Origin of the sequence: Actinokineospora fastidiosa (genome assembly GCF_014648415.1) — a bacterium.
Taxonomy (GTDB): domain Bacteria; phylum Actinomycetota; class Actinomycetes; order Mycobacteriales; family Pseudonocardiaceae; genus Actinokineospora; species Actinokineospora fastidiosa.
On the sequence record NZ_BMRB01000005.1, the window covers coordinates 123,221 to 144,800 of the forward strand.

Below are 21,580 nucleotides of genomic sequence, written 5' to 3' on the forward strand. Positions count from 1 at the left end.
CGGCACCGGTCCACAATACGTCCCGATCATGGCCGCGCCACCCGGTCAGCCGAGGGAAATCTTTTCGATGGCCGCCAACTCCTCCGCGTCGAAGTCCAGCCCGCGCACGGCGGCGACGCTGTTCTCCACCTGCGCCACGCTGCTCGCGCCGACCAGGGCCGAGGTCACCCGGCCGCCGCGCAGCACCCACGCGATCGCCAGCTGCGCCAGGCTCTGCCCGCGCCGCCGCGCCACCTCGTCCAGCGCGCGGACCCGCCTCAGCGTGTCCTCGGTGATGCCGTCCGCGCTGAGGAACGGGCTGGCCCCCGCCGCCCGCGAGTCGGCCGGGATGCCGCTCAGGTAGCGGTCGGTCAGCAGGCCCTGCGCCAGCGGGGAGTACGCGATCGAGCCCGCGCCCACCTCGTCGAGCACGTCCTGCAGCCCGTCCTCGATCCAGCGGTTCACGATGCTGTAGGCGGGCTGGTGGATCAGCAGCGGCGTGCCCAGCCCGGCCAGGATCGCCGCCGCCTCCCGCGTCTGCTCCGCGGAGTAGTTGGAGATCCCGACGTACAGGGCCTTGCCCGAGCGCACGGCAGTGTCCAGCGCGCCCATCGTCTCCGCCAGCGGCGTGTCGGGGTCCGGGCGGTGGCTGTAGAAGATGTCCACGTGCTCCAGCCCGAGCCTGCGGAGACTCTGGTCCAAACTGGACAACACGTGCTTGCGCGACCCCCATTCCCCGTACGGGCCGGGCCACATGTCGTACCCGGCCTTGGTGGAGACGACGATCTCGTCCCGATATGGCCGGAAGTCCCGGGCGAACAGCGTGCCGAAGTTCGACTCGGCCGCGCCCGGCGGCGGGCCGTAGTTGTTGGCCAGGTCGAAGTGCGTGACGCCGAGGTCGAACGCCCGCCGCAGGATCGCCCGCTGCGTGGCGAGGCCGCGGTCGTCGCCGAAGTTGTGCCACAGGCCCAGCGAGACCGCCGGGAGCCGCAGGCCGCTGCGGCCGCAGCGCCGGTAGGGCATCTCCGCGTACCGGGTGTCGGCTGCCGTGTAGTCCATCGGGGCAGCCTAGCCTGCGGAGCGCGCCGCGGCGGCGCACAGGGCGTTGGCCGAGCGCAGCACCTCGGGCGCGGTGAATGCGGCGGGATCGACCTCCGCGGCGGTGCTGACGTGGAACGAGTGCGTCTCGCCGGGCAGCAGGGTGATCAGCATGTCGTCGGCGACGGCGTCGGCGGCCACCCGGTCGGCGAGCAGCGCGACGTCGCGGGCGAAGGCCGACGCCGTGACGTCCACCCGGTAGCCGCCCTTCACCGACGCCACCGCCGCCGTGACCGGGTTCGGGTCGTACGGCATCGCGATGTCCTCGACGAACAGGTGCACGACCCGCACCTCCCCCGCGGCGGCCACCAGCAGGTCGGTGTCCTCGCCCGCCAGCACGACCGCGGGCAGGTCGACCCGCGCCGCGCCCCGCGCGCCCGCGTCCAGCGGCAGCGCCGCCTCCGCGACCACCTCGCCCGCCAGCGTCATCCGCCGCACGGACAGCTCCCCCGTCCACGGCTCGTCGGTGTCGTTGACCGCGATGACGGCGAGCGCGTCACCGCGCGGCTGCACGGTCAGCAGCCGGGGCGCGAAGGCGTGCCGCAGCGCGTAGTACAGCGGCTTCGGCCGCTCGTCGCCGTCGACCGCCGACCAGGAGATGACCGGCCAGCAGTCGTTGAGCTGCCAGACCAGCGCGCCCGCCGTGCGCGGCCACCACGACCGGAAGTGCGCGACGCCGAAGTGGACCGCCCGCGCCTGGTTGAGCTGGGTCGCCCAGTGCCAGTCGGCGAACGCGGCCGGGACCGGCAGGTGCGCGGCAAGGCCGCGGTCGAGCTTGCCGTTGCCGTCCTCGGCCTTCTGGTGCAGCAGGAAACCCGGCGAGGTCGGCGTCATCGGCTCGTCGTGGACCCACGCGGTGAGCGTCGCCCACGTGGGCGGGCCCTGGAAGCCGAACTCCGCGCAGAACCGCGGGACGTGGTCGCGGTAGTGGACGTAGTCGACGCGGTTCCACACCTCCCACTCGTGCCGGGGGCCGTGGTCCTCGTCGTTCGGGTGGACGCCGTCGGGACTGTGCGGGCTGCCGATCGCGTAGGGCCGGGTGGGGTCGAGTTCGGCGACGATCGCGGGCAGCAGCTCGGTGTAGTAGCGCAGCCCCCAGGTCTTGCCCTGCAACTGCTCCGGCCAGCCCCAGTCGGCGTAGCCCCAGAGGTTCTCGTTGTTGCCGTTCCAGAGCGCCAGCGACGGGTGCGACGTCAGGCGGGCGACGTTCTCCCTGGCCTCGGCCTCGATCTCGCCCCACAGCGGCTGCTCCTCGGCGTAGGAGGAGCAGGCGAACGGGAAGTCCTGCCAGACCAGGACACCGCGCTCGTCGCAGACGTCATAGAAGTCCTCGGTCTCGTAGATGCCGCCGCCCCAGACCCGCAGCATGTTCATGTTCGCCGCGACCGCCTGGTCGACGCGGCGGGCGAGCCGCTCGCGGGTGATCCGGGTGAGGAAGTGGTCGTCGGGAATCCAGTTGGCGCCCTTGGCGAAGACGGCTTTGCCGTTGACGACGAACGTGAACGGGGTGCCGACCTCGTCCGGGGTGGTGTCGACGGTGATCGTGCGGAAGCCGATGCGGCGGCGGTAGGAGTCGCCGGTGTCGAGCGTGACCTCCAGATCGGACAGGGGCTGCTCGCCGTAGCCCGTCGGCCACCAGAGCGGCGCGTCGGGGACGGCGAGCTCGACCACGGCGCTGGTCTCGCCCGCGGCCAGGGTCGTCGTCGCGGTGATCCCAGAAACTGTTGCGGTCACCCGCACTTCGGCGTCGGTGTCCGTGCGCTCCACGTCGACGTGCACCGCCACGCGGCCGGTGCCGTCGTCGTCCACGGTCACCAGCGGCCGGACGGAGGCGAACCGGGCGGTGTGCCAGCGCTCCAGCCGCACCGGCTTCCAGATGCCCGCGGTCTGCAGGTCCGGCCCCCAGTCCCAGCCGAAGCTGCACGCCATCTTGCGGACCATGTTGAACGGATGCGGGTACACGTGGTCGCGCCAGCCCAACTCGGCCTCGACGCGCTCGGCGTGGGCGAGCGCGGACGCGAAGTCGACCACCAGCTCGTTCACGCCGTCGCGGACCAGGGCCGTCACGTCGAAGCGGTAGGAGCGGTGCATGTTGGCCGTGCTGCCGACGACGACGCCGTTGAGGCTGACGGTGGCGACGGTGTCGAGCCCGTCGAAGGCCAGGTCGACGCGCTCGCCGTGCGCCGCCGTCGCGGTGAACTCGGTGCGATAGCGCCACTCCGCGCGGTGCATCCAGACGAGATCGGACTCGACGCGGTCGCGGTACGGGTGCTCGATGAGCCCGGCGGCGAGCAGGTCGAGGTGGGTCCCGCCGGGAACGACGGCGGGCACGTCGGCGCCAGCGACGGCGGCCGGGACCGGACCCGCGGTGGCCCGCAGGCGCCACCCGTCGTGCAATTCCTGGCGAATCATCCGCTTCGCTCCTCAGCGCCGGTGGAGTAGGCTCGGCTCGATTCTTACGCCAGCAACTTAAGTAAGTCAACGAGGGGTCCAGACCATGGCGGACATCGTGTCGCTGCGCGCCGCGGGCGTCGGCGTCGTGCTCGACCTGGCGGGCGGCACGCTGCCCCGGGTCCTGCACTGGGGGGCCGACCTCGGGCCGTTGACGGCCGCCGAACTCGCCGACCTGCGGCTGGCCGCGGCGCCGCAGCCAATCGGCTTCTCGGTCGACGGCCCGGTGGAGGTCGCCGTGCTGCCGGAGCAGTCGGCGGGCTGGCTGGGCACGCCCGGCCTGGTCGGCAACCGCGGCGGCCGGGACTTCTCGACAGCGTTCCGCGTCGCGTCCGCCGCGCTGGACGGCGACACGCTGACCGTCGAGGCGGTCGACGCCGGGCTCGGGCTGGTGCTGACGATCGAGCTGACGCCGCAGGGCCTGCTGAAGCAGCGGGCGGTGCTGACCAACCTCGGGGACACGCCGTTCGAGGTGGACGGCGTGACGCTCGTCCTGCCGGTGCCGCAGACGGCCACCGAACTGCTGGACTTCACCGGCCACCACCTGCGCGAGCGCGCGCCAGTGCGGACGCCGTTCACCCAGGGCCTGCGCGTGCGGGAGAACCGCACCGGGCGCACGGGATACGACGCGGCGTATCTGACGGTGGCGGGGACGGCCGGGTTCGACGACCGGTCCGGGGAGGTGTGGGCGCTGCACACGGCCTGGTCGGGCAACCTCCGCACGATCGCCGAGCGCACCTTCCACTCGGTGTCCCTGCTCGGCTCGGGTGAGCTGCTGGGCTCCGGCGAGGTGGTCCTGGCGCCGGGCGAGTCGTACGCGACGCCGTGGCAGTACTGGGCCCACGGCGTCGGGCTGGACGCCGTCTCGGCCCGCTTCCACGACTACCTGCGGGCACGGCCGACCCATCCGCGCACGCCCCGGCCGGTCGTGGTCAACACCTGGGAGGCGGTGTACTTCGACCACGACCTCGCCCGGCTGACCGACCTCGCCGACGCCGCGGCCGAGGTCGGCGCGGAGCGGTTCGTGCTCGACGACGGCTGGTTCGGCGCGCGCCGCGACGACCGCCGCGCCCTCGGCGACTGGCACGTGTCGGAGCAGGCGTGGCCGAACGGGCTCGGGCCGCTCATCGACCACGTGACGGGCCTGGGCATGCAGTTCGGCCTCTGGGTCGAGCCGGAGATGATCAGCGAGGACTCCGACCTGGCCAGGGCGCACCCGGACTGGATCATGGCGGCGGGCCAGCGGCTGCCCCGGCCCGCCCGCGCGCAGCAGGTGCTGGACCTGGCCAACCCCGCCGCCTACGCGCACATCCTGGACAGGCTGGACGCGCTGCTGTCCGAGCACGCGATCTCCTACCTGAAGTGGGATCACAACCGGGATCTGGTGGAGGCAGGTCATCGCCCCACCGGGCGCGCGGGCGTGCACGGGCAGACGTTGGCGGCGTACCGGCTGCTGGACGAACTGCGCGCCCGCCATCCGTCGGTGGAGATCGAGTCGTGCTCCTCCGGCGGCAGCCGGGTCGACCTGGGCATCCTGGCCCGCACGGACCGGGTGTGGGTGTCGGACTGCATCGACGCCCTGGAGCGGCAGGCCATCCAGCGGTGGACGAACCTGCTGATCCCGTGGGAGCTGATGGGCACCCACGTCGGCGCGGACGTCGCGCACACGACCCGGCGGCGGCACGTGCTCGACTTCCGCGCGGGCACGGCGCTGTTCGGCCACTTCGGCATCGAGTGGAACCTGACCACAGTGTCCGATGTGGACCGCGCACGGTTGGCGGAGTGGGTGGCGCTCTACAAGGAACTCCGCGGCCTGCTGCACTCCGGCGTCTCCGTCCACTCCGGCCCCGTGCACGGCGTGGTGGCGGCGGACGGCTCCGACGCGGTGTTCGCGATCGTGGCGACGGGGACGTCCGAGCTGTATCCGCCGGGCCCGGTCCGCCTGCCGGGCCTGAACCCCGAGGCGACCTACCACGTCCGCCCGCTCCCGCCGGGCGACATCGCCGACGGCAACGCCGCCGACTGGGGCGTCCCGCTGCCCTGGTGGACCCCGACGGGGGTGACCCTGCGCGGCCGCGCACTGACGGCCGGTGTGCTGCAGGCTCCGGTGCTATACCCCGAGCGATTGGTGCTGATACGCGCTACGGAGGTGTGACCCCGGTGTGCGACTATGCCGCCGCACATCCTGAATGGGGGAAACATGCGTCGTGGTCGTTTTGTGATGTTCGCGCTCGTCGCCGCGCTGGCCGGGTGCGGATCGCCGGAGGCGGCGGACAGCGCTCAGCCACCTGCAGGCTCCACCACGACCAAGGCGGCGCCGACGACCGTGCCCGCGGTCCTGCCCGGCGCCGAGATCGTGGGTGATCCGCTCCGGACCAAGTGGTGCGCGATGATCTCCACCGAACCGGTCGGCAAGTACGGCAGCGAGAACTACGCCCGGCGCGACTTCGACGCGTGCGGCCTCTTCGTGCTCAGCGAGGATTACGAGAACTCGTTCGAGGTGCGCGTGGGCGCGGGGCAGAAGCCAGGCTCGGCAACCTCCGGCGACCGGGACGCCGGGCACGGTCTCACCGTGGCGACGGTCAAGAGCACCAAGACCGAGTGCGTCCAGCACGTCGTCTTCGATGACGGGGTGCGGATCGCCGTCGAGGCCGAGGTCATGATCGGTTCGTTCGCGGTCAGCATGTGCGAGCCCATGAAGGCGATGACCGAGCACGTGGTGGACTACCTCCTGGCGGGCAAGCGGCCCGGAACCGTCGACGCGGGCGCCGGGACGCTCCGCGACGCGGACGCGTGCGAGTTGGGCGCGGCGGCAGTCGAGAAGTCGGCCAGGTTCCAGAGCGCCCGGCACGTTCCCGAAGCCGATGACCCGTGCCGCTGGGCCCTGCCCCGCACGGGGGAGACGCTCTACGTCGAGTTCGGCGTGGAGCAGGACTTCGGCCAGGACGGCGGGGTGGCCACCGTGGCGGGCCGGGACACCGTCACCGACACCTCCGTCGAACCGAGTCAGTGCCACCTGTACGGCAAGCACCGTGAGGAGTCGCCCGGCGTTCACGAGGTCGTGCGGATCACCGTGGTGAACGACGCCGAGGAGCCCTACACGCTGTGCGCGGAGGCGAAGGAGTTCGCCGCGGTCCTCTTCCCGATGCTGCCCCCGGCCGCCTGAGCGCGTTATCGGCTGAACGGATGGTGGTGCACGGCCGCGCGCAGCGGGGAGCGGATCCGCCGCGGTCGGCCGTGCACCACATCCGGTCCGCCGCCGTCCCGGGTGGGAGCGGCGGCGAACGTCTCGGCGGGGGCCACCTCGGTCCACATGCGGACCGAGCGCCCCTGCGGCCGGGTCTCGAATACGCTGATGACCGCCGTGGCCGGGTCGACCTGGATGATCCGCAGCCGCGCGCCCGACAGGTCGTGGGCGCGGTACCGCAGCCGTTCGCCCGTCGCCAGCGGCATCCCCGCCCCCGGCGGTGGTACGCGGTCGTCAGCCCGGACGGCGAGCAGGCGCACCGGCCGCTCCGGTCCGATGTCGAACCACAGCCACAGCCCCGGTCCCGGCCACACCAGCGTGATCATGTCCCGTCCACGTACATCCAGCACTTGGCGTAGTGGTCATCGGCGACCCGGTGGTCGGCCACCGGCTGAGCGCACACCCGTGTCGCCATGGGACAGCGGTCGCGGAACGTGCAGCCGGGGTCGTCGACGCGGACCGGCGGGTTGCCCGCGACGTCCAGTCCCGACTCCAGCGACCGGCCGCGCGCGTCCGGATCGGGCGCGGCGGCGGCCAACAGCCGCGTGTACGGGTGTTTGGGCCGCAGGATCACCTCGTCCGCCGGTCCGCGCTCCACGACCCTGCCCCGGTAGAGGACCATGATGTCGTCGGAGAAGTGCCGGGCCGTGGCCAGGTCGTGGGTGATGTAGAGGATCGCCAGGCCCTCCTCCCGCTGCAGCCGGTTGAGCAGGGTCAGCACGCCGAGCCGGATGGACACGTCCAACATGGACACCGGCTCGTCGGCGACCACCACCCGCGCCCCGGGCGCCAGCGCGCGGGCGATGGCCACCCGCTGGCGCTGACCGCCGGAGAGCTCGTGCGGCCTGCGGTGGGCGATCTCGGCCGCGGGCAGGTTCACCCGCTCCAGCAGCCGCGCCACCTCCGCGCGGATGTCCGAGGCGCGGCCGTGCAGCCGCAGCGGGCGGGCCAGGTGGTGCTCGATGGTGTGGAACGGGTTGAGCGAGGCGAACGGGTCCTGGAACACCATCTGGACGTGATTGCGATACCGCCGGTCGGGCACGCGCTCGCCGTCCGCTCCGGTGAGCGTGATGCTGCCCGACGACGGCCGCTCCAGCCGGGCGATCATCCTGGCGATGGTGGACTTGCCCGAGCCGGACTCGCCGACCAGGGCGAGCGTGCGGCCCGGGGTCAGGGTGAACGTGACGTCGTCCACCGCGCGCAGCCTCGCCCGGCTCAGCCCGGAGCGGATCGTGTAGTCCTTGACCAGGTCGCGGACCTCGATGGTGCTGGTCATCGCGCACCCTCCCGGGCGTAGTCGCGGCGGTCGCCGGTCAGGCTGGGGAAGGACGCCAGCAGCGTGCGGGTGTAGGGGTGCCGAGGGTCGCGGTGGACGCGCTCGGCGGTGTCGTACTCGACGATCTCGCCGTCCTTCATGACCGCGATGCGATCGGCGAGTTCGAGCAGCAGCGGCAGGTCGTGGGTGATGAACACGACGGCGAAGCCGAGTTCGTCGCGGAAGCGCAGGAGCTCCCGCAGGATGCCGCGCTGCACCACGACGTCCAGCGCCGTCGTCGGCTCGTCCATGATCATGACCTGCGGCTCCAGCAGCAGCGCGGCGGCGATCATCACCCGCTGGCGCATGCCGCCGGACAGCTCGTGGGCGTAGGACCCGAGCCGGGCCGGGTCCACCCCGACCAGCCGCAGCACCTCCTGGCAGCGCTCGCGGCGCTCGGCGGCCGACATGCCCGGGCGGTGCGTGGTCAGCACGTCGTCGAGCTGCGCCCGGACGGTCGTGACGGGGTTGAGCGAGTTCATCGCGCCCTGGAAGACCATGGACAGCTTGTCCCAGCGGAACGCGCGCAGCTCCCCCGGGCCCAGGGCCAGCACGTCGATGTCCGTGCCGTCGCGGTCGTGGAAGACGACCGACCCGGCGGTGACCTCGGCGGGCGGGCGGTGCAGCCGGTTGATCGCGTACGCCAGGGTCGTCTTCCCGCAGCCGGATTCGCCCGCCAGCCCCAGGATCTCGCCCCGGCGCAGGGTGAGCGACACGCCCTTGACCGCGTGCACCGGCCGCTCCACCCGGTAGACGACCTCCAGGTCGCGCACGGTGAGCACGCGGTCGGGGTCCCGGTCGTCGACCGTCGGCGCGGGCGCGGCCACCGTGTCGCGGCGGCGGGCCCGGTTCCGCAGCTTCGGGTCGATGATCTCGTCGATGCTGAAGTTGATCAGCGCGAGGCCGCAGCCGAGCAGCGCGATCAGCAGGCCGGGCGGCACGAGCCACCACCACGCGTCGCGCTGCAGGGCGAACCCGTTCTGCGCGTAGTAGAGCATCGTGCCCAGCGTGGAGGAGTTGGACGTGCCCAGGCCGAGGAACGCCAGGCCCGCCTCGTTGAGGATCGCCAGGATGACCGCGAACACGAACTGCGATGCCAGCAGCGGCAGCAGGTTCGGCGCGATCTCGACCGCGACGATCCGCCACGGCCGCTCCCCCGCGACCTTCGCCGCCGCCACGTAGTCGCGGTTGCGCAGCGACAGCGTCTGCGCCCGCAGCACCCGCGCCGACGCCGCCCACCCGGTCAGCGCCAGCACCAGCGCGATCGTCCACGTGCCGCGCGACTCCGGCGGCACGAAGCCCGCGATCACGATGACCAGCGGCAGGCCCGGGATGACCAGCATGACGTTCGACAGCAGCGAGAACGCCTCGTCGGTGAACCCGCCGACATAGGCGCCGATGACGCCGAAGACCGCCGACAGCAGCGTGGCCATCACCCCGACCAGCACGCCGATCTCCAGCGACCCGCGCGTGGCGTAGGCGAGCTGGGCGAAGACGTCCTGGCCGGTCTGGGTGGTGCCGAGGAGGTGCCCGCCGCCGGGCGGGGTGAGGCCGATGTCGCGGATCGCGTTCGGGTCGCCGACGAGCAGCGGGCCGAGCAGGCCGAACAGGGTGATCAGGCCGACCAGCCCGAGGCCGACCCCGAGCCGGGCGGACCAGCGGGGCAGCAGATTCGTCACCGTGGTCTCCTTCCTACGACCGCGTGCGCGGGTCGATGAGGCCGTAGAGCAGGTCCACGACGAGGTTGGCGCCGAGCACCGCGACCGTGATGATCAGGAAGATGCCCTGCATCAGCGCGTAGTCGTTGTTCTGCACGGCCTGCAGCAGCTTCGACCCGATGCCGGGGTAGGAGAACACCTGCTCGGTGATGATCGAGCCGGAGACCACGAAGCCCAGCGAGATGGCGAAGCCCGCCACCGACGGCAGCACGGCGTTGCGCGCGGCGTAGCGGAGCATGACCCGGCTGCCGCGCAGGCCCTTCGCCTGCGCGGTCAGCACGTAGTCCTCCGAGCCGGTGGACACCATCATGTTGCGCATGCCCAGCAGCCAGCCGCCGACGGAGGAGATCACGATCGTCAGCGCGGGCAGGATGCCGTGGTAGACAGCCGAGCCGATGAACTCCAGGCTCCAGCCGGGGTCGAGCACCACGTCGTAGCCGCCGTTGAGCGGGAACCAGCCCAGCGTGCCCGCGAACACCGCGGACAGGATCAGCGCCAGCCAGAAGTACGGCACCGCGGCCAGCACGGTGGTCGCCGGGATCAGCGAGTCCAGCCAGGTGCCGCGCCGCCAGCCGACCACCATGCCGAGCGTGACGCCGAGCAGGAAGGACAGCAGGGTGGCGATGCCGACCAGGACGACCGTCCAGGGCAGCGACGCGGAGATGACCTCGGCGACCGGCGTCGGGTAGCTGCTCACCGACACGCCGAACTCCCCGCGCAGGGTGTTGCCCAGGTAGCTCCAGTACTGGGCCAGGAGCGGCTCGTCGGTGTCGGCGCCGAGGAGCAGCTCGAACGCCCGGCGCGTCTCCGGGTTGACCTGGCCGCCGCGCTGGGCGAGCTTGGCCATCAGGCTGTCGACCGGGGTGCCCGGCATGAGCCGGGGGATGAAGAAGTTCAGCGTCACCGCTGCCCAGAGCGCGACCAGGTAGAACAGTCCCTTGCGGACGAAGTACGTCACGGCGATCCCGCTGGCCGCAGCGACTTGAAGATCTGCGAGTGGTCAGGGCGCTGCCAGACCGCCGGGAAGGCGTAGAGGTCGTCCTCAGTCGGCCAGCCGGTGAACTTGGCGGCGTTGTACTCGCTCGTGGTGCCCCCGGTCAGGACCGGGATGTAGGGCATGAGGTCGGCGACCCGCTCCTGGATGGCGGCGAAGTGCGGCCTGCGGCCCTCGACGTCGGCCAGGTCCAGCTTCTCCAGCTCGGCCAGCGCGCCGTCGATGACCGGGTCGGACACCCGGCCGTAGCCCGGGTTCGCGGTCTCGCCGACCTTGGCGGTGGTCGCCGTGGAGAAGAAGTAGCTGTACATGTAGTACGGATCTGCGGCGGGGCCCTGGTAGAGCGAGTCGATCAGCATCTCGTACTTGCCGGTGCCGCGCGCGGCCGACCACTCGTTCCAGGACACCTGCTGCGTGGTCAGCTTGACGCCGATGGCCTGCAACTGCTGGCCCATCGTGTCCAGCGCGGTGATGTAGTCGGTCCAGCCCGCGGGGACGAGCACGTTGAACGCCAGCGGCTTGCCGTTCTTGGCGTAGACGCCGTCGCCGCCCTTGGCGAAGCCCGCGCCCTCCAGCAGCGCGGTCGCCTTGGCCACGTCCGGCTCCATCGGGGCGACCTTGTCGGCCAGGCCGTCGGAGAGGTACTGGGCGTCGCGGTCGACGAGGGCGAACCCGGGCGAGATCGGGCTCGCGGTGTCCTCGAAGGCCAGCGCGTTGAGCTGGGTGCGGTTCATGCCGTAGTAGATCGCCTTCCGCACGGCGGGATCGGTCTGGTGACCGGTGCAGCCGAGGTCGGCGTTGGAGCAGGTGAACAGCGCGATCTGCATCAGCGGCACGGAGATCGCCTTGTAGCCGGGGTAGTTCCGCTCGACGTTCTTGATGTCGGGCACCGGGCCGGTCTGCCAGTCGATCGTGCCCGCGGCCAGCGCGTCCGCGCCCGCCTGGTTGCCCGAGAGCGCGACGTAGCGGACGCGCTTCACCGCGGGCTCGCCGTCCCAGTAGGTCGGGTTGGCCTTGAGCGTGAACGCCTGGCCCTTGAACTCCTCCAGCATGAACGGGCCGGTGCCCATGGGCTCGGCGATGACGTCGTTGGCCGGGTCGGCGATGGTCGACCACACGTGCTCGGGGACCATCCAGATGCGGCCGAGCACCTGCGGGCCCTGCGAGTAGGCGGGCTCGTCGAAGGCGATCTCGACGGTGTGCTCGTCGACGGCCTTGGCGGTGCCGTCGTAGCCGGTGCCGTTGATGGTGCTGTTCTTCTTGACCATGTCGAGGGTGAACACGACGTCCTTGGCGGTGAACCGCGTGCCGTCGGTCCAGGTGGCGTTGTCCCGCAGGGTGACGGTGAGGACGGTGCCGTCGTCGTTCCAGGAGTAGGCGGTGCCCAGGCGCGGGACGGGCTCGCCGGTGCGGGCCATGTTGAAGAAGAACAGCGGCTCGAAGATCGTCCCCGGGCCGTCGATGGTGGTGGGCGAGAACGGGTTGAAGTTGATCTGGTAGTCGCCCGCCTGTCCGGTGTAGACGACCAGCGTCGCGTCGGCGGTGCTCGGCGCCCCGCCTGCCGACGACCCGCACCCGGCGGCCGCGAGGGCGACGGCGAGCCCGGCCACGACGATGCGCCCTCTGCGGCGCCTGGACCTCAACTGCATCACGACAGTCCTTCCGTGGTGGCGGACCCTGCTGTGCCGCCGGTCACCTCAGGGTGGCATTGTTAAGTCAACGAAGAAACGAAGTCAAGAGCTACCGGTCGCCCGGACGAAGATCGCTGTTAGACTTAGCCAGGCGAAGGAAGTAAGCGGGAGTGCAGATGAGCGGACCTGCTCGAACGACGTCGCACGCGAGCAGCAAGGCCGCGGTGCTGGACGTCATCCGCGCGGCGGGGACCATCAGCCGGGTCGGCCTGATCAACGCGACCGGCCTCACCGGCGCCACCATCTCCACCGTCGTCCGCGGGCTCATCGAGGACGGTCTTGTCGTGGAGACCGGCCGCGCGGAGTCCACCGGCGGCAAGCGGCGCGTCCTGCTGGAGCTGGACCACTCGGCCCGCTACGCGATCGGCGTCCACCTCGACCACGCGGGCATCACCTACGTGCTGACGAACCTGGGCGGCGCGGTCGTCGGGCGCATCTCCCGGCCGGGGGCGGGCGCTGCCAAGCCCGCCGACGTGGTCGAGCGGATGGCTGCGGAGGCGGCGGCGCTGGTCGGCAGCGTGGGCATCGACCGCGAGCGCGTCCTCGGCCTCGGCCTGGTCTCGCCGGGGCCGCTGAGCGCGTCGGCCGGGATGGCGCCGCCGCCGCCGACGATGCGGCAGTGGAGCGACTTCCCGCTCGACACCGCCCTGGGCCAGGCCACCGGGCTGCCCGTCCTGCTGGACAACGACGCCACCGCGGCCGCGCTGGGCGAGCACTGGTCGGGCGGGGTGGACAACGCCGCGACCGTGGCCGCGCTCTACATGGGCACCGGCATCGGCGCGGGCCTGCTGGTCAACGGCATCACCTACCGCGGGGCCAGCGGCAACGCGGGCGAGGTCGGGCACATCTGCCTCGACCCGTTCGGCCCGGAGTGCTGGTGCGGGGCGCGGGGCTGTCTCGAGGCGCTGGCCGGGCCGTCGGCCGTGGTCGCGGCAGCGCGGGCGGACAAGGCGCTGGCGCGCGCCGCCGGGCTCGGGCGCAGGCGCTCGGTGTCCGCCGACTTCGCCGCCGTCAGCCGGGCCGCGCGCAAGGGCGAGCCCGCGGCGCTGGAGCTGCTGGAGCGCTCCGCCCGGTACCTGGCGGTGGCGACCCGCACGCTGGCGAACGTCATGGACCTGGAGGCCGTGGTGCTGACCGGGCCGAGCTTCGCCATCGCGGGCGCGATCTACCTGCCGATCGTGCAGGAGGAGCTGGACCGCGCCTTCTTCTCCCGGGCCAACCACCCGGTGCGGGTGCGGCTGTCGGCGTCGGCGGCGACCGCGTCGGCCATCGGCGCGGCGGCGATGGTCCTGCAGTCGGAGCTGGTGCCCCTGCACCACGGCCTGCGGCTGCCGGGCAACCTCGTGGAGTCGGAGCCGCCGCCGGTCGGGGCCTAGCGCGTCGTGTTCGGCGTCACTGTCACGTTCGGCGGGGTCGCGTAGTCCTCTTCACGAGACGGAAGGGGAAGACGATGATCGTGGTTCTCGGCGCGGGCTACGCGGGCCTGATGGTGGCGAACGCCCTGGGGCGCAAGGCGGACGTCCGGCTGGTCAACGAGCGGGACACCTTCGTCGAGCGGGTCCGGCTGCACCAGCTGGCCGCCGGGCAGGAGCTGGTCCGGCGCCCGCTGGCGAAGCTGCTGCGCGGTGTCGGGTTGGAGGTCGGGCGCGTGGTCGCGCTGGACCCGGCCGCGCGCACGGTCGGACTGGCCGACGGGCGCGAGGTGGGGTACGACACGCTCGTCTACGCCCTCGGCAGCAGCGGCGACCTGTCGACGCCGGGCGCGGCCGAGCACGCCTACGACGTGGGCGTGCCTGCCGACGCGGCGCGGCTGCGGGACCGGCTGGCGGGCGGCGGCACCGTCGCGGTGGTCGGCGGCGGCCTGACCGGCATCGAGACGGCGGCCGAGCTTGCGCGGCCGGACCTCAAGGTCGTCCTGCTGACGGACCGGCTGGGCGCGGGGCTGTCGGAGAAGGGCCGGGCGCACGTGGCCGCGGTCTTCGCGCGCCTGGGCGTGGAGGTGCGCGAGGGCGTCGCGGTGGAGCGGGTGCGCGCCGACGGGGTGGAACTGGCCTCCGGCGACCACGTGACGGCCGACGCCGTGGCCTGGACGGCAGGCTTCCGCGTGCCGGACCTGGCCCGCGACGCGGGGATCGAGGTGGACGCGGTGGGCCGCATGGTCGTCGACGAGACGCTCCGGTCGGTATCCCACCCGGACGTCTACGGCGTGGGCGACGCGGCCGCCGCCCGCATGCCCGGCGGCCAGGAACTGCGGATGGCGTGCGCGACAGGCCTGCCGTCCGCCCAACACGCGGCCCGCGCCATCCTCGCCCGCCGCGCGGGTCGCGAGCCGGGCGCCCTGCGGTTCCGGTACTTCAACCAGTGCATCAGCCTGGGCCGCACCGACGCCCTGATCCAGTTCGTCGACCGCGACGACACCCCACGGGAACGCATCCTGACGGGCCGCCTGGCGGTCGCGTACAAGGAGGCCATCGTGCGCGGGGTGGTCGTCGCCGAGCGCCACCCGTGGATCCCGACCATGATCTAACCGCGCGTGGCCAGCCATCCCCTCGGCTGGGCATCGACCTAGAGGTCGTCGGGGACCGCGCCACCAGGAGAATCCGCGGTGGCGCGGTCGGCCGGACGCTGTCGGCGTCCGGCCGCGGAAACCCTGGGAGCCGAACTGTGACCACCGGCGCGACTTTCACGGGCATGGCCCCATGGCCGTTCGACGCGGGAATGATCGAGTGCCACGGCACACCGCTGGGCCTCGTCGACCTCCACAACGACTGCGATGTCCAGAGCCTGCACCTGGACATGCGCACCAAAGCCGTCACGCTGACGTTCGTCACCCATACCGCGACGACCTTCCGAATCGCCTTCGACGACGCCGAGATCCTCGCTGTTGACGCGCACCCCGGCGAGGACCACGACGTGCTCCACGGAATCGACTACTACCCGCACCCGGGCAGCGGCAGGCCCGCTTCGGACTGGACCTCGGACCGCTGACCCTCCGCCTGATCTCCGACAATGTCACCGTCGTCGTAGACCAGGAGATGCGGTGACGACCGGAGAACCCCGCGCCTCGCGCGCGGACCGCCTGCCGGACCTCACAGCGCTCTGGACCTTCCAGCCCTGACGTCAGATCCCGTACGCCCGCAGCACCGTCACCTCCGCCTCGCTCCCCCGCTCGTCCACCGCCCGAGCTCGGAGGGACACGTACTCGCCCGTGAGGTCGGGGACGACCGTCGTTGCCGACAGCGGGCCGGTTCGGGTTGCGGGGAGTGGGTGCCAGGTGAGGCCGTCGTCGAAGGACGCCTCGATCGACAGGGTTGTGAACGGGCTGGGGTCGGAGCCGGTGTTGGGTTGGAGGGTGACGTCGATGGTCGCCGCAGCGGCCCGGTTGCGGAGATCGAGATCGCGCGGGGCGAAGCGGATGGCGGTGATGGGCAGGCCGTTGCCGCCCTTCCCGAGGGGTTTCGGGTCGGCCTCCGGGCGCTGCGAGGTGAACGACCACGCCGCCGTCACCATGGGCGAGTACACCGACTTCCGCGTGGCCGTCGTCTCCAGCCGGTACCAGCGCGCCTCCTCCGGGACCTCGAACTGGCCCTGACCCGGCTGCCGCGTCTCCCCCACCTTCACGCCCTCGCGGAACAGCACCGTGCGGCCATAATCCACTGTGGACAACCCGTACCGGTCGTTCGCCGAGTCCCCGAACAGCGGGATCGCCAGGCTGATCGTGTCGTCGAACCGGGCCGCCCAGTCGCCGCCCGCCAACGACGGGCCGAAGACGGCGGTGTTCCAGTCCTCGCGGTGGACGCCCACGCCGTGCCGGACCGGGCCGCCCACCACGACCTGGTCGGTAGCCTGACCGCGGAGGTGGTGGAACTCCGCGGACCACGTCAGGTCGTCCACGTTGTGGTACTCCGTGCGCGCCACCGGCAGGTCGAACGGGACGCCGAAGCCGACCGCCGCGTCGAACCGGGGTTCGCGGGCGATCCACATCTTCATGCCGCGGTGCCGAGGCGCCTGACGCCGGTACGTCGCGTCCACCCGGGCCAGCTCCGCATCGCGCACCGACCGGCTGAACCCGGTGGGGATCGGGCCGTACTCGAACCACGCCAGGTGGTACGCGCGGTCGCCCGGCGCCGTCCACGCGCCGCCGATGTTGCTGATGATGTCTTCCACCGGCGGCCCGACCTGGCCGAGATGGATGCGCTCGAACGTGTCCCCCAGCACCCCGGTCAGCACCGCGCGCGTGTCCGTGCTGCGGCTGTACCCCACGCCGACCGCCTTCGGCGTCACCCCGCGCGCGTCGAAGTCCACCGAGATCGGCCGCGCGGCCCGCGCGTCGATGACCAGCGTCGTGTCCCGGGTGACCTCGACGACCGGGTGCACCACCTTGTGCGAGTCCGCCGCCCCGTCCGGCTGCGGCGTCGCGACGACCCCGTCGACGTGGTACGTCCCGCGCGGGACGCGCACCGTGCCCACCCCGTCGATCGTCGGGATCGGCCGGTACCGCGAGTCCGCGCCGCCGAACAGGAAGCTGAAGTTGGCGTCGGTCGGCGCCCCGGTGGTGTCGACGGTGCGGATGGTGAGGTCGTAGCTCTCCGGCTCGCGGTCGATCGCCAGCGGCGTGCTCACGCCCGCCGCGGTGACGAACCCGCTGAGCTGCCCGTCGCCAGCGCCCGCCGTGACCTCCACCGACGCCTCGCCACGCGCGGGCACGGTGATCGCGGACGCCGACAGCGTGAACGGCCCGGTGACGCCCAGGGTCAGCGGAACGGCCGCGTCGGTCGGGTTGCGGTAGGTCAGCGTGCGGGTCACGGGGTCGTCGGACGTCGACCGCCCGAAGGACAGCGCGGGCGGGTCCGCGGTGACCGCGACGCCGAGCGCGCGGTCGACGTCCACCCGGCCCGCGCCCTGGTCGTAGACGCTCTCGTCGATCGGGTGCGCGCTGCCCATCAGCGCGGCCTTGAGCTGCCGCCCGGTCCATCCCGGGTGCCGCTGCGCCAGGATCGCCGCCGCCCCGGCGACGTGCGGGGTGGCCATCGACGTGCCGCTGAGCGCGGTGTGCGCGCCGGTGCCGAACGAGTGCCGGGACCGCGCCGCCACCACGTCCACGCCCGGGGCCAGGATCTCCGGCTTGATCGCCGCGTCGCGCACGCGCGGGCCGCGGGCGGAGAAGCTCGCCCGCGCGTCGGCCCGGTCCACCGCGCCGACGGCCAGCGCGGCGTCGGCGGAGGCCGGGGAGCCGACGGTCTCCGCGCCGTAGCTCCCGTCATTGCCCGCCGCGACGACGAACAGCGTGCCGTGCTGGGCGCTGAGCCGGTCGACGGCCTGTTCGAGCGGGTCGCTGCCCGCCGCGTCCGGGCCGCCGAGGCTGAGGTTGACGACCTTCGCGCCGCGCTCGGCCGCCCAGCGCATGCCCTTGATGATGGCCGACTCCGAACAGCCGTTGGCCTGGCAGACCTTGCCCACGAGCAGCCGGGCGTCGGGGGCGATGCCGCGATAGCGCTCGTTGCGGCTGGCGATGGTCGCCGCGACGTGCGTGCCGTGGCCGTCGGTGTCGCGGGTGGACTCGTCGGTGAAGTTGCGGATCTCGGCGACGCGGCCGCGCAGGTCGGGGTGGGTGGCGTCGACCCCGGTGTCCAGGACGGCCACGGTGACGCCCTTGCCGGTGTAGCCGGACTTCCACGCCGACGGCGCGCCGATCTGGACGGCGGTGTGGTCGAGCGTGGGGTGGCGCAGCCCGTCGAGCCAGACCGGGGCGTCCTGCGCGGCCCAAGCCGCGGCCATCCCGTGCTTCGCCCGCGTCTGGGGCTCCAATGTGGACCCGACGATCAGCGGGAGGTCGGCGCGGCGCTCGTCGCCGTAGCCGTCGCGGAGGAGCGCGGCGACGTCGAAGAGCCTGCGGTCGAGCGTGCCCGCGTTGACGCGCTGCCAGGCGTCGGCCGGGACGACGTGCAACTCGTCGCCGGTCCCGAGGGTGGCGAAGTGCACCGACTCGCGGCCGGGCGCCGGGGTGACCGCGGGGACCAGCCGGTCCCCGACCCGCCGCACGGTGACGTGGTCCCCCGTGATCAGCGTGATAGACCCGATGTACTCGTGGGTGACGGCCTGGGCCGGTTCCGCGCTCACCGGCGGGGCGATGAGCGCGAGCGCCGCGAGGGCGCAGGCCAGTTTCCTGAGCATCGGACCTCCGGCGTGGGCTGACTCCAGGCAAGTGGAGCCCGCCGACGCCGTCAACCCGTTGCCATTTACCGGATCCGCGGTTGATCGATTCGCCGCGGGGGTATCCACCCGGACATGAGGCTCTACGCCGAGACCGCATGGCGCGCCGCGCGCCAGGTCGCCGCGGACCTCGCGGCCCTCGCGTTCCTGCTGCTGGCGGTCTGGGTGGCCACGGCGGTGCGCGACGCCGTCCTGCTGCTGCGCGGCCCCGGCGAGGACCTCGCCGCGGCGGGCGACGCCATCGGCGGGGCGTTCACCTCCGCCGCCGACAGCGCCCGGGGCGTCCCGCTCGTCGGGGACGACCTGGCGGGCGCGCTCGGCCGGGGCACCCGCGCGGGCGCCGACCTCGCCGAGGCGGGTCGCACGCAGACGGCCGCGGTGGACGCGCTCGGGTTCTGGCTGCCGTTCGCCCTGATCGCCGTCCCCGCGCTGGCGCTGGCGCTGACCTGGCTGCCCAGGCGCGTCCGGTTCGCCAGGGACGCCACGGCCGCGGCCCGGCTGCGCGCCCAGGGCCGGGCCGGGCTGGAGCTGCTGGCCGCCCGCGCCCTGGTCAACCAGCCGCTGCCCCGGCTCGCCCGGCTGCGGACGACCGACTGGACCGACCCCGGCACCGTCGCCACCCTCGCCGACTGGGAGCTGCGGCGGCTCGGGCTCAGGGCGTCAAGACGGCCTTGAGGACCCGTCCGGCCGCCACGTCATCGAGCGCGCGCTGGTGGTCATCGAGCGGGTAGGCGGTGACCAGGCGTGCGAGGTCGAAGCGGGCGGTCAGCGCGGGCAGCAGCCGGACGTACTCGACCAGGTGGGCCCCGCTGAACGCCCACGACCCGAACACCGACAGCTGCCGGTGCACGATCTGGTGCGGGTTGATGAGCGTGTCCCCCGCGTCGGTGTACTGCCCGACGACGAGGTAGGCCCCACCCCGGCGCGCCATCCGCAGCCCCTGCCCGACCGCGGCGGGCACGCCAGCGCACTCGATCACCAGGTCCGCCTCGGGCACGTCCGCGCCGATGTCGGCCCAGTCGTCGCCGATGCCCAGCTCCCTGGCCAGCGCCAGCCGCTCGGGCGGACCGCCGACGATGGTCACCCGCGCCCCGCCCAGCTGCGCCAGCGCCGCCGCCGCCAGCCCGACGGGCCCGGCCCCCTGCACGATCACACTCTCCCCGACCCGCACGGGCCGCCGCTCGCTGAGCGCGTGCACCATCGTCGGCCCCGCACAGGCCAACGACATGGCGGCCACCGGATCAACACCGTCGGGCATCCGGATGACGGTGGTGCCGGGCTCAAGCCGGATGTGATCCGCCCACGCCCCGGGCCGGTTGACGCCGTAGGTCCGCCGGTTCTCACACAGCGTCGGCTCCCGGAACCGCGTACACGGCTCGCACCGCCCGCAGGCCCGCGAGGACGCCCACATCACGACGTCCCCCTCCGCGAACCCCTCCATCCGCGACTCGTGGACGGTGCCCAGCCCCTCGTGCCCGAGCACCAAGGGCAGCGGCACGGCCAACCGCCCCTCCCGCAGATGCAGGTCCGTCCCACAGATGCCCGCGTACGCGGGCGCCACGACCAACCCACCCTCAGGCGCGGACGGCACGGGGACGTCCCTGATCTCCAACGGACTCCCGAATCCGCTCAACACCACAGCCCTGGCCACCGCATTCCCCTTCCGTCCTGGACGGGGAGACGGTAGTTCAGCGCCGCCGCCCGGTGATGCCGACGGGCCACCAGTACTCGCGGAGGACGTCGTAGCCGCTTGCGGTGAACCAGGACTTGATCTCCGCGGCCGTGTAGGTGTCGCGGTATCGCGGGGAGAGGACGTCGAACCAGGTGAGGGCCAGTTCGGCGTAGTGGCGGCGGCGGGTGAGGATGCGGCCGTGGGTGGAGCGGGCCACGAGGGCGCGGACGCCCGGGAGGGCGGCGACGGCGTTGAGGACGCGGACCGCGGCCAGTGTCGGCAGGGACAGGAGGCGGGACAGGCGGTAGACGGTCGAGTGGCGCCACGAGTGCAGGCCGAACGGGCGCAGCAGGTCGCGGACGAGCACGAGTGGGCTGAGCTTCCGCTGGTACACCCACACGAACAGCTCCCCGCCCGGCCGCACGGCCTTCGCCAGTGACGCGAACGCCCCGCGTGTGTCACCGGTGTGGTGGATGACGCCGTTGCACCACAAGAGGTCTACGCTCCCCTCCGGGAACGGCAGGGCGAACACGCTCGCCTGCACCACGTGCAGGTTCGGCAGGTCCGCCGCGGCCTTGCGCACCTCCGCGATCGCCGGGTTGAGGTCGACGGCGACGACCGTGGCCTCCGGGTGCCGCCGGGCGATCGCCGCGGTGAGCTTGCCGCTGCCGCAGCCCGCGTCGACGATCACCTTGCCCGCCAACGAGTCCCACACGTCGAAGACGGTGTCGAACTGCGCCAGGTCCTCCTCGATCGTGCGGCCGAACACCGTGTCGGACTCGAACCCGCCGTCGTGGAAGGTCTGCCACTCGAAGCCGAAGCTGGCGGCCGCGTGGCTGGCCCGCGCCTCATCGGCGGCGAACCGGACCACCCCGTCCTCCACCGGGTAGACCACGTCGCATTCCTTGCACACCAGGCCGTCCGCCGCTTCCAACCCGCCGTGACAGGCCGGACAGGCCAACAAGGCCAGGGTCGACTCCCGCATCCCGCTCCCCCTCCGTCGCGTTGTCCCCAACTCACGCCGGAACATCGCGGTGACGGCGGGCGCGTCTCAGCGCGGAGCCGATCTTCACTCGATGAGAGCAGCCTTCCTTGCCGCGCAACGGAAGGACTGCACCGAACGGACCTGATCCGGTGGGCGGCGGCAGGAGCGACTACCGCCGCCCACCGGCCGACCGGGGGACCGCCGGTCGGGGCGCGGG

16 protein-coding genes are annotated in these 21,580 nt (G+C 72.7%); 6 read left to right on the top strand and 10 right to left on the bottom strand.

Features of this window, described 5'->3' with window-relative positions; all coding sequences use genetic code 11:
• Positions 1-45 precede the first annotated feature (45 nt).
• Both mgrA and IEY98_RS25020 read right to left on the bottom strand, forming a co-directional pair.
• Positions 46-1,038: an L-glyceraldehyde 3-phosphate reductase gene (mgrA, locus tag IEY98_RS25015; RefSeq protein ID WP_189213077.1), complete on the bottom strand. Its 993-nt coding sequence runs from the start codon at positions 1,036-1,038 to the stop codon at positions 46-48.
• Positions 1,039-1,047: 9 nt separating this feature from the next.
• Entirely contained in the window at positions 1,048-3,489 is a 2,442-nt protein-coding gene (locus tag IEY98_RS25020; RefSeq protein WP_189213078.1) for a glycoside hydrolase family 2 protein, read from the bottom strand.
• An 85-nt stretch (positions 3,490-3,574) separates the two neighbouring features.
• On the opposite strand from IEY98_RS25020, the gene IEY98_RS25025 reads away from it, so the two are divergent.
• Together IEY98_RS25025 and IEY98_RS25030 are read left to right on the top strand one after the other, a co-directional pair.
• Positions 3,575-5,683, top strand: a complete 2,109-nt coding sequence (locus IEY98_RS25025) for an alpha-galactosidase (RefSeq protein ID WP_189213079.1) — start codon at positions 3,575-3,577, stop codon at positions 5,681-5,683.
• Positions 5,684-5,749: 66 nt separating this feature from the next.
• Positions 5,750-6,694 (top strand): hypothetical protein, encoded by a 945-nt coding sequence (locus IEY98_RS25030; RefSeq protein ID WP_189213080.1) that lies wholly within the window; start codon positions 5,750-5,752, stop codon positions 6,692-6,694.
• A gap of 5 nt (positions 6,695-6,699) precedes the next feature.
• Here the strand turns inward: IEY98_RS25030 and IEY98_RS25035 are convergent, their stop codons facing one another.
• Genes IEY98_RS25035 through IEY98_RS25055 form a run of 5 tightly spaced genes read right to left on the bottom strand, consistent with a single transcriptional unit; the run spans position 6,700 to position 12,451 of the window.
• Positions 6,700-7,101 carry a hypothetical protein gene (locus tag IEY98_RS25035; protein ID WP_189213081.1) on the bottom strand — a complete coding sequence of 134 codons (402 nt, stop codon included), beginning with the start codon at positions 7,099-7,101 and terminating at the stop codon, positions 6,700-6,702.
• Positions 7,098-8,051, bottom strand: coding sequence for an ABC transporter ATP-binding protein (locus IEY98_RS25040; protein WP_189213082.1), 954 nt, complete (start codon positions 8,049-8,051; stop codon positions 7,098-7,100). Before IEY98_RS25040 ends, IEY98_RS25035 begins: the two co-directional genes overlap by 4 nt.
• Positions 8,048-9,769, bottom strand: a complete 1,722-nt coding sequence (locus IEY98_RS25045) for a dipeptide/oligopeptide/nickel ABC transporter permease/ATP-binding protein (protein ID WP_189213083.1) — start codon at positions 9,767-9,769, stop codon at positions 8,048-8,050. Before IEY98_RS25045 ends, IEY98_RS25040 begins: the two co-directional genes overlap by 4 nt.
• Positions 9,770-9,782: 13 nt before the next feature.
• Entirely contained in the window at positions 9,783-10,766 is a 984-nt protein-coding gene (locus IEY98_RS25050) for an ABC transporter permease (protein ID WP_189213084.1), read from the bottom strand.
• Entirely contained in the window at positions 10,763-12,451 is a 1,689-nt protein-coding gene (locus IEY98_RS25055) for an ABC transporter substrate-binding protein (protein ID WP_189213085.1), read from the bottom strand. The genes IEY98_RS25050 and IEY98_RS25055 overlap by 4 nt, the downstream gene beginning before the upstream one ends.
• A gap of 158 nt (positions 12,452-12,609) precedes the next feature.
• Here IEY98_RS25055 and IEY98_RS25060 point away from each other — a divergent pair, with 158 nt between their 5' ends.
• The 3 genes from IEY98_RS25060 (at position 12,610) to IEY98_RS25070 (ending at position 15,481) form a co-directional block, all read left to right on the top strand.
• Positions 12,610-13,869 carry an ROK family transcriptional regulator gene (locus IEY98_RS25060; RefSeq protein WP_189213086.1) on the top strand — a complete coding sequence of 420 codons (1,260 nt, stop codon included), beginning with the start codon at positions 12,610-12,612 and terminating at the stop codon, positions 13,867-13,869.
• 74 nt (positions 13,870-13,943) lie between these two features.
• Positions 13,944-15,020 (top strand): NAD(P)/FAD-dependent oxidoreductase, encoded by a 1,077-nt coding sequence (locus IEY98_RS25065; protein ID WP_189213087.1) that lies wholly within the window; start codon positions 13,944-13,946, stop codon positions 15,018-15,020.
• 164 nt (positions 15,021-15,184) lie between these two features.
• Complete coding sequence (locus IEY98_RS25070; RefSeq protein ID WP_189213088.1) at positions 15,185-15,481, top strand: hypothetical protein; 297 nt, start codon at positions 15,185-15,187, stop codon at positions 15,479-15,481.
• A 132-nt stretch (positions 15,482-15,613) separates the two neighbouring features.
• Here IEY98_RS25070 and IEY98_RS25075 read toward each other — a convergent pair whose 3' ends face one another.
• On the bottom strand, positions 15,614-18,667 hold the full coding sequence (locus IEY98_RS25075) for a S8 family peptidase (RefSeq protein ID WP_189213089.1): 3,054 nt from the start codon (positions 18,665-18,667) through the stop codon (positions 15,614-15,616).
• Positions 18,668-18,781: 114 nt separating this feature from the next.
• Between IEY98_RS25075 and IEY98_RS25080 the strand changes: the two genes are divergently transcribed.
• Positions 18,782-19,381, top strand: a complete 600-nt coding sequence (locus IEY98_RS25080) for a hypothetical protein (protein ID WP_189213090.1) — start codon at positions 18,782-18,784, stop codon at positions 19,379-19,381.
• Here the strand turns inward: IEY98_RS25080 and IEY98_RS25085 are convergent.
• A complete protein-coding gene (locus IEY98_RS25085; protein ID WP_189213091.1) occupies positions 19,359-20,267 on the bottom strand; it encodes an alcohol dehydrogenase catalytic domain-containing protein in 909 nt (302 codons plus the stop codon). The genes IEY98_RS25080 and IEY98_RS25085 overlap by 23 nt on opposite strands.
• A gap of 127 nt (positions 20,268-20,394) precedes the next feature.
• Positions 20,395-21,363 (bottom strand): methyltransferase domain-containing protein, encoded by a 969-nt coding sequence (locus IEY98_RS25090; RefSeq protein WP_189213286.1) that lies wholly within the window; start codon positions 21,361-21,363, stop codon positions 20,395-20,397.
• Positions 21,364-21,580: the final 217 nt, after the last annotated feature.

Excerpts from the sequence above, each read along its gene's own strand:
- mgrA (WP_189213077.1), bottom strand. The coding sequence starts at position 1,038 with ATGGACTACACGGCAGCCGACACCCGGTACGCGGAGATGCCCTACCGG.
- IEY98_RS25020 (WP_189213078.1), bottom strand. The coding sequence starts at position 3,489 with ATGATTCGCCAGGAATTGCACGACGGGTGGCGCCTGCGGGCCACCGCG.
- IEY98_RS25025 (WP_189213079.1), top strand. The coding sequence starts at position 3,575 with ATGGCGGACATCGTGTCGCTGCGCGCCGCGGGCGTCGGCGTCGTGCTC.
- IEY98_RS25030 (WP_189213080.1), top strand. The coding sequence starts at position 5,750 with ATGTTCGCGCTCGTCGCCGCGCTGGCCGGGTGCGGATCGCCGGAGGCG.
- IEY98_RS25035 (WP_189213081.1), bottom strand. The coding sequence starts at position 7,101 with ATGATCACGCTGGTGTGGCCGGGACCGGGGCTGTGGCTGTGGTTCGAC.
- IEY98_RS25040 (WP_189213082.1), bottom strand. The coding sequence starts at position 8,051 with ATGACCAGCACCATCGAGGTCCGCGACCTGGTCAAGGACTACACGATC.
- IEY98_RS25055 (WP_189213085.1), bottom strand. The coding sequence starts at position 12,451 with ATGCAGTTGAGGTCCAGGCGCCGCAGAGGGCGCATCGTCGTGGCCGGG.
- IEY98_RS25060 (WP_189213086.1), top strand. The coding sequence starts at position 12,610 with ATGAGCGGACCTGCTCGAACGACGTCGCACGCGAGCAGCAAGGCCGCG.
- IEY98_RS25065 (WP_189213087.1), top strand. The coding sequence starts at position 13,944 with ATGATCGTGGTTCTCGGCGCGGGCTACGCGGGCCTGATGGTGGCGAAC.
- IEY98_RS25070 (WP_189213088.1), top strand. The coding sequence starts at position 15,185 with ATGGCCCCATGGCCGTTCGACGCGGGAATGATCGAGTGCCACGGCACA.
- IEY98_RS25075 (WP_189213089.1), bottom strand. The coding sequence starts at position 18,667 with ATGCTCAGGAAACTGGCCTGCGCCCTCGCGGCGCTCGCGCTCATCGCC.
- IEY98_RS25080 (WP_189213090.1), top strand. The coding sequence starts at position 18,782 with ATGAGGCTCTACGCCGAGACCGCATGGCGCGCCGCGCGCCAGGTCGCC.
- IEY98_RS25090 (WP_189213286.1), bottom strand. The coding sequence starts at position 21,363 with ATGCGGGAGTCGACCCTGGCCTTGTTGGCCTGTCCGGCCTGTCACGGC.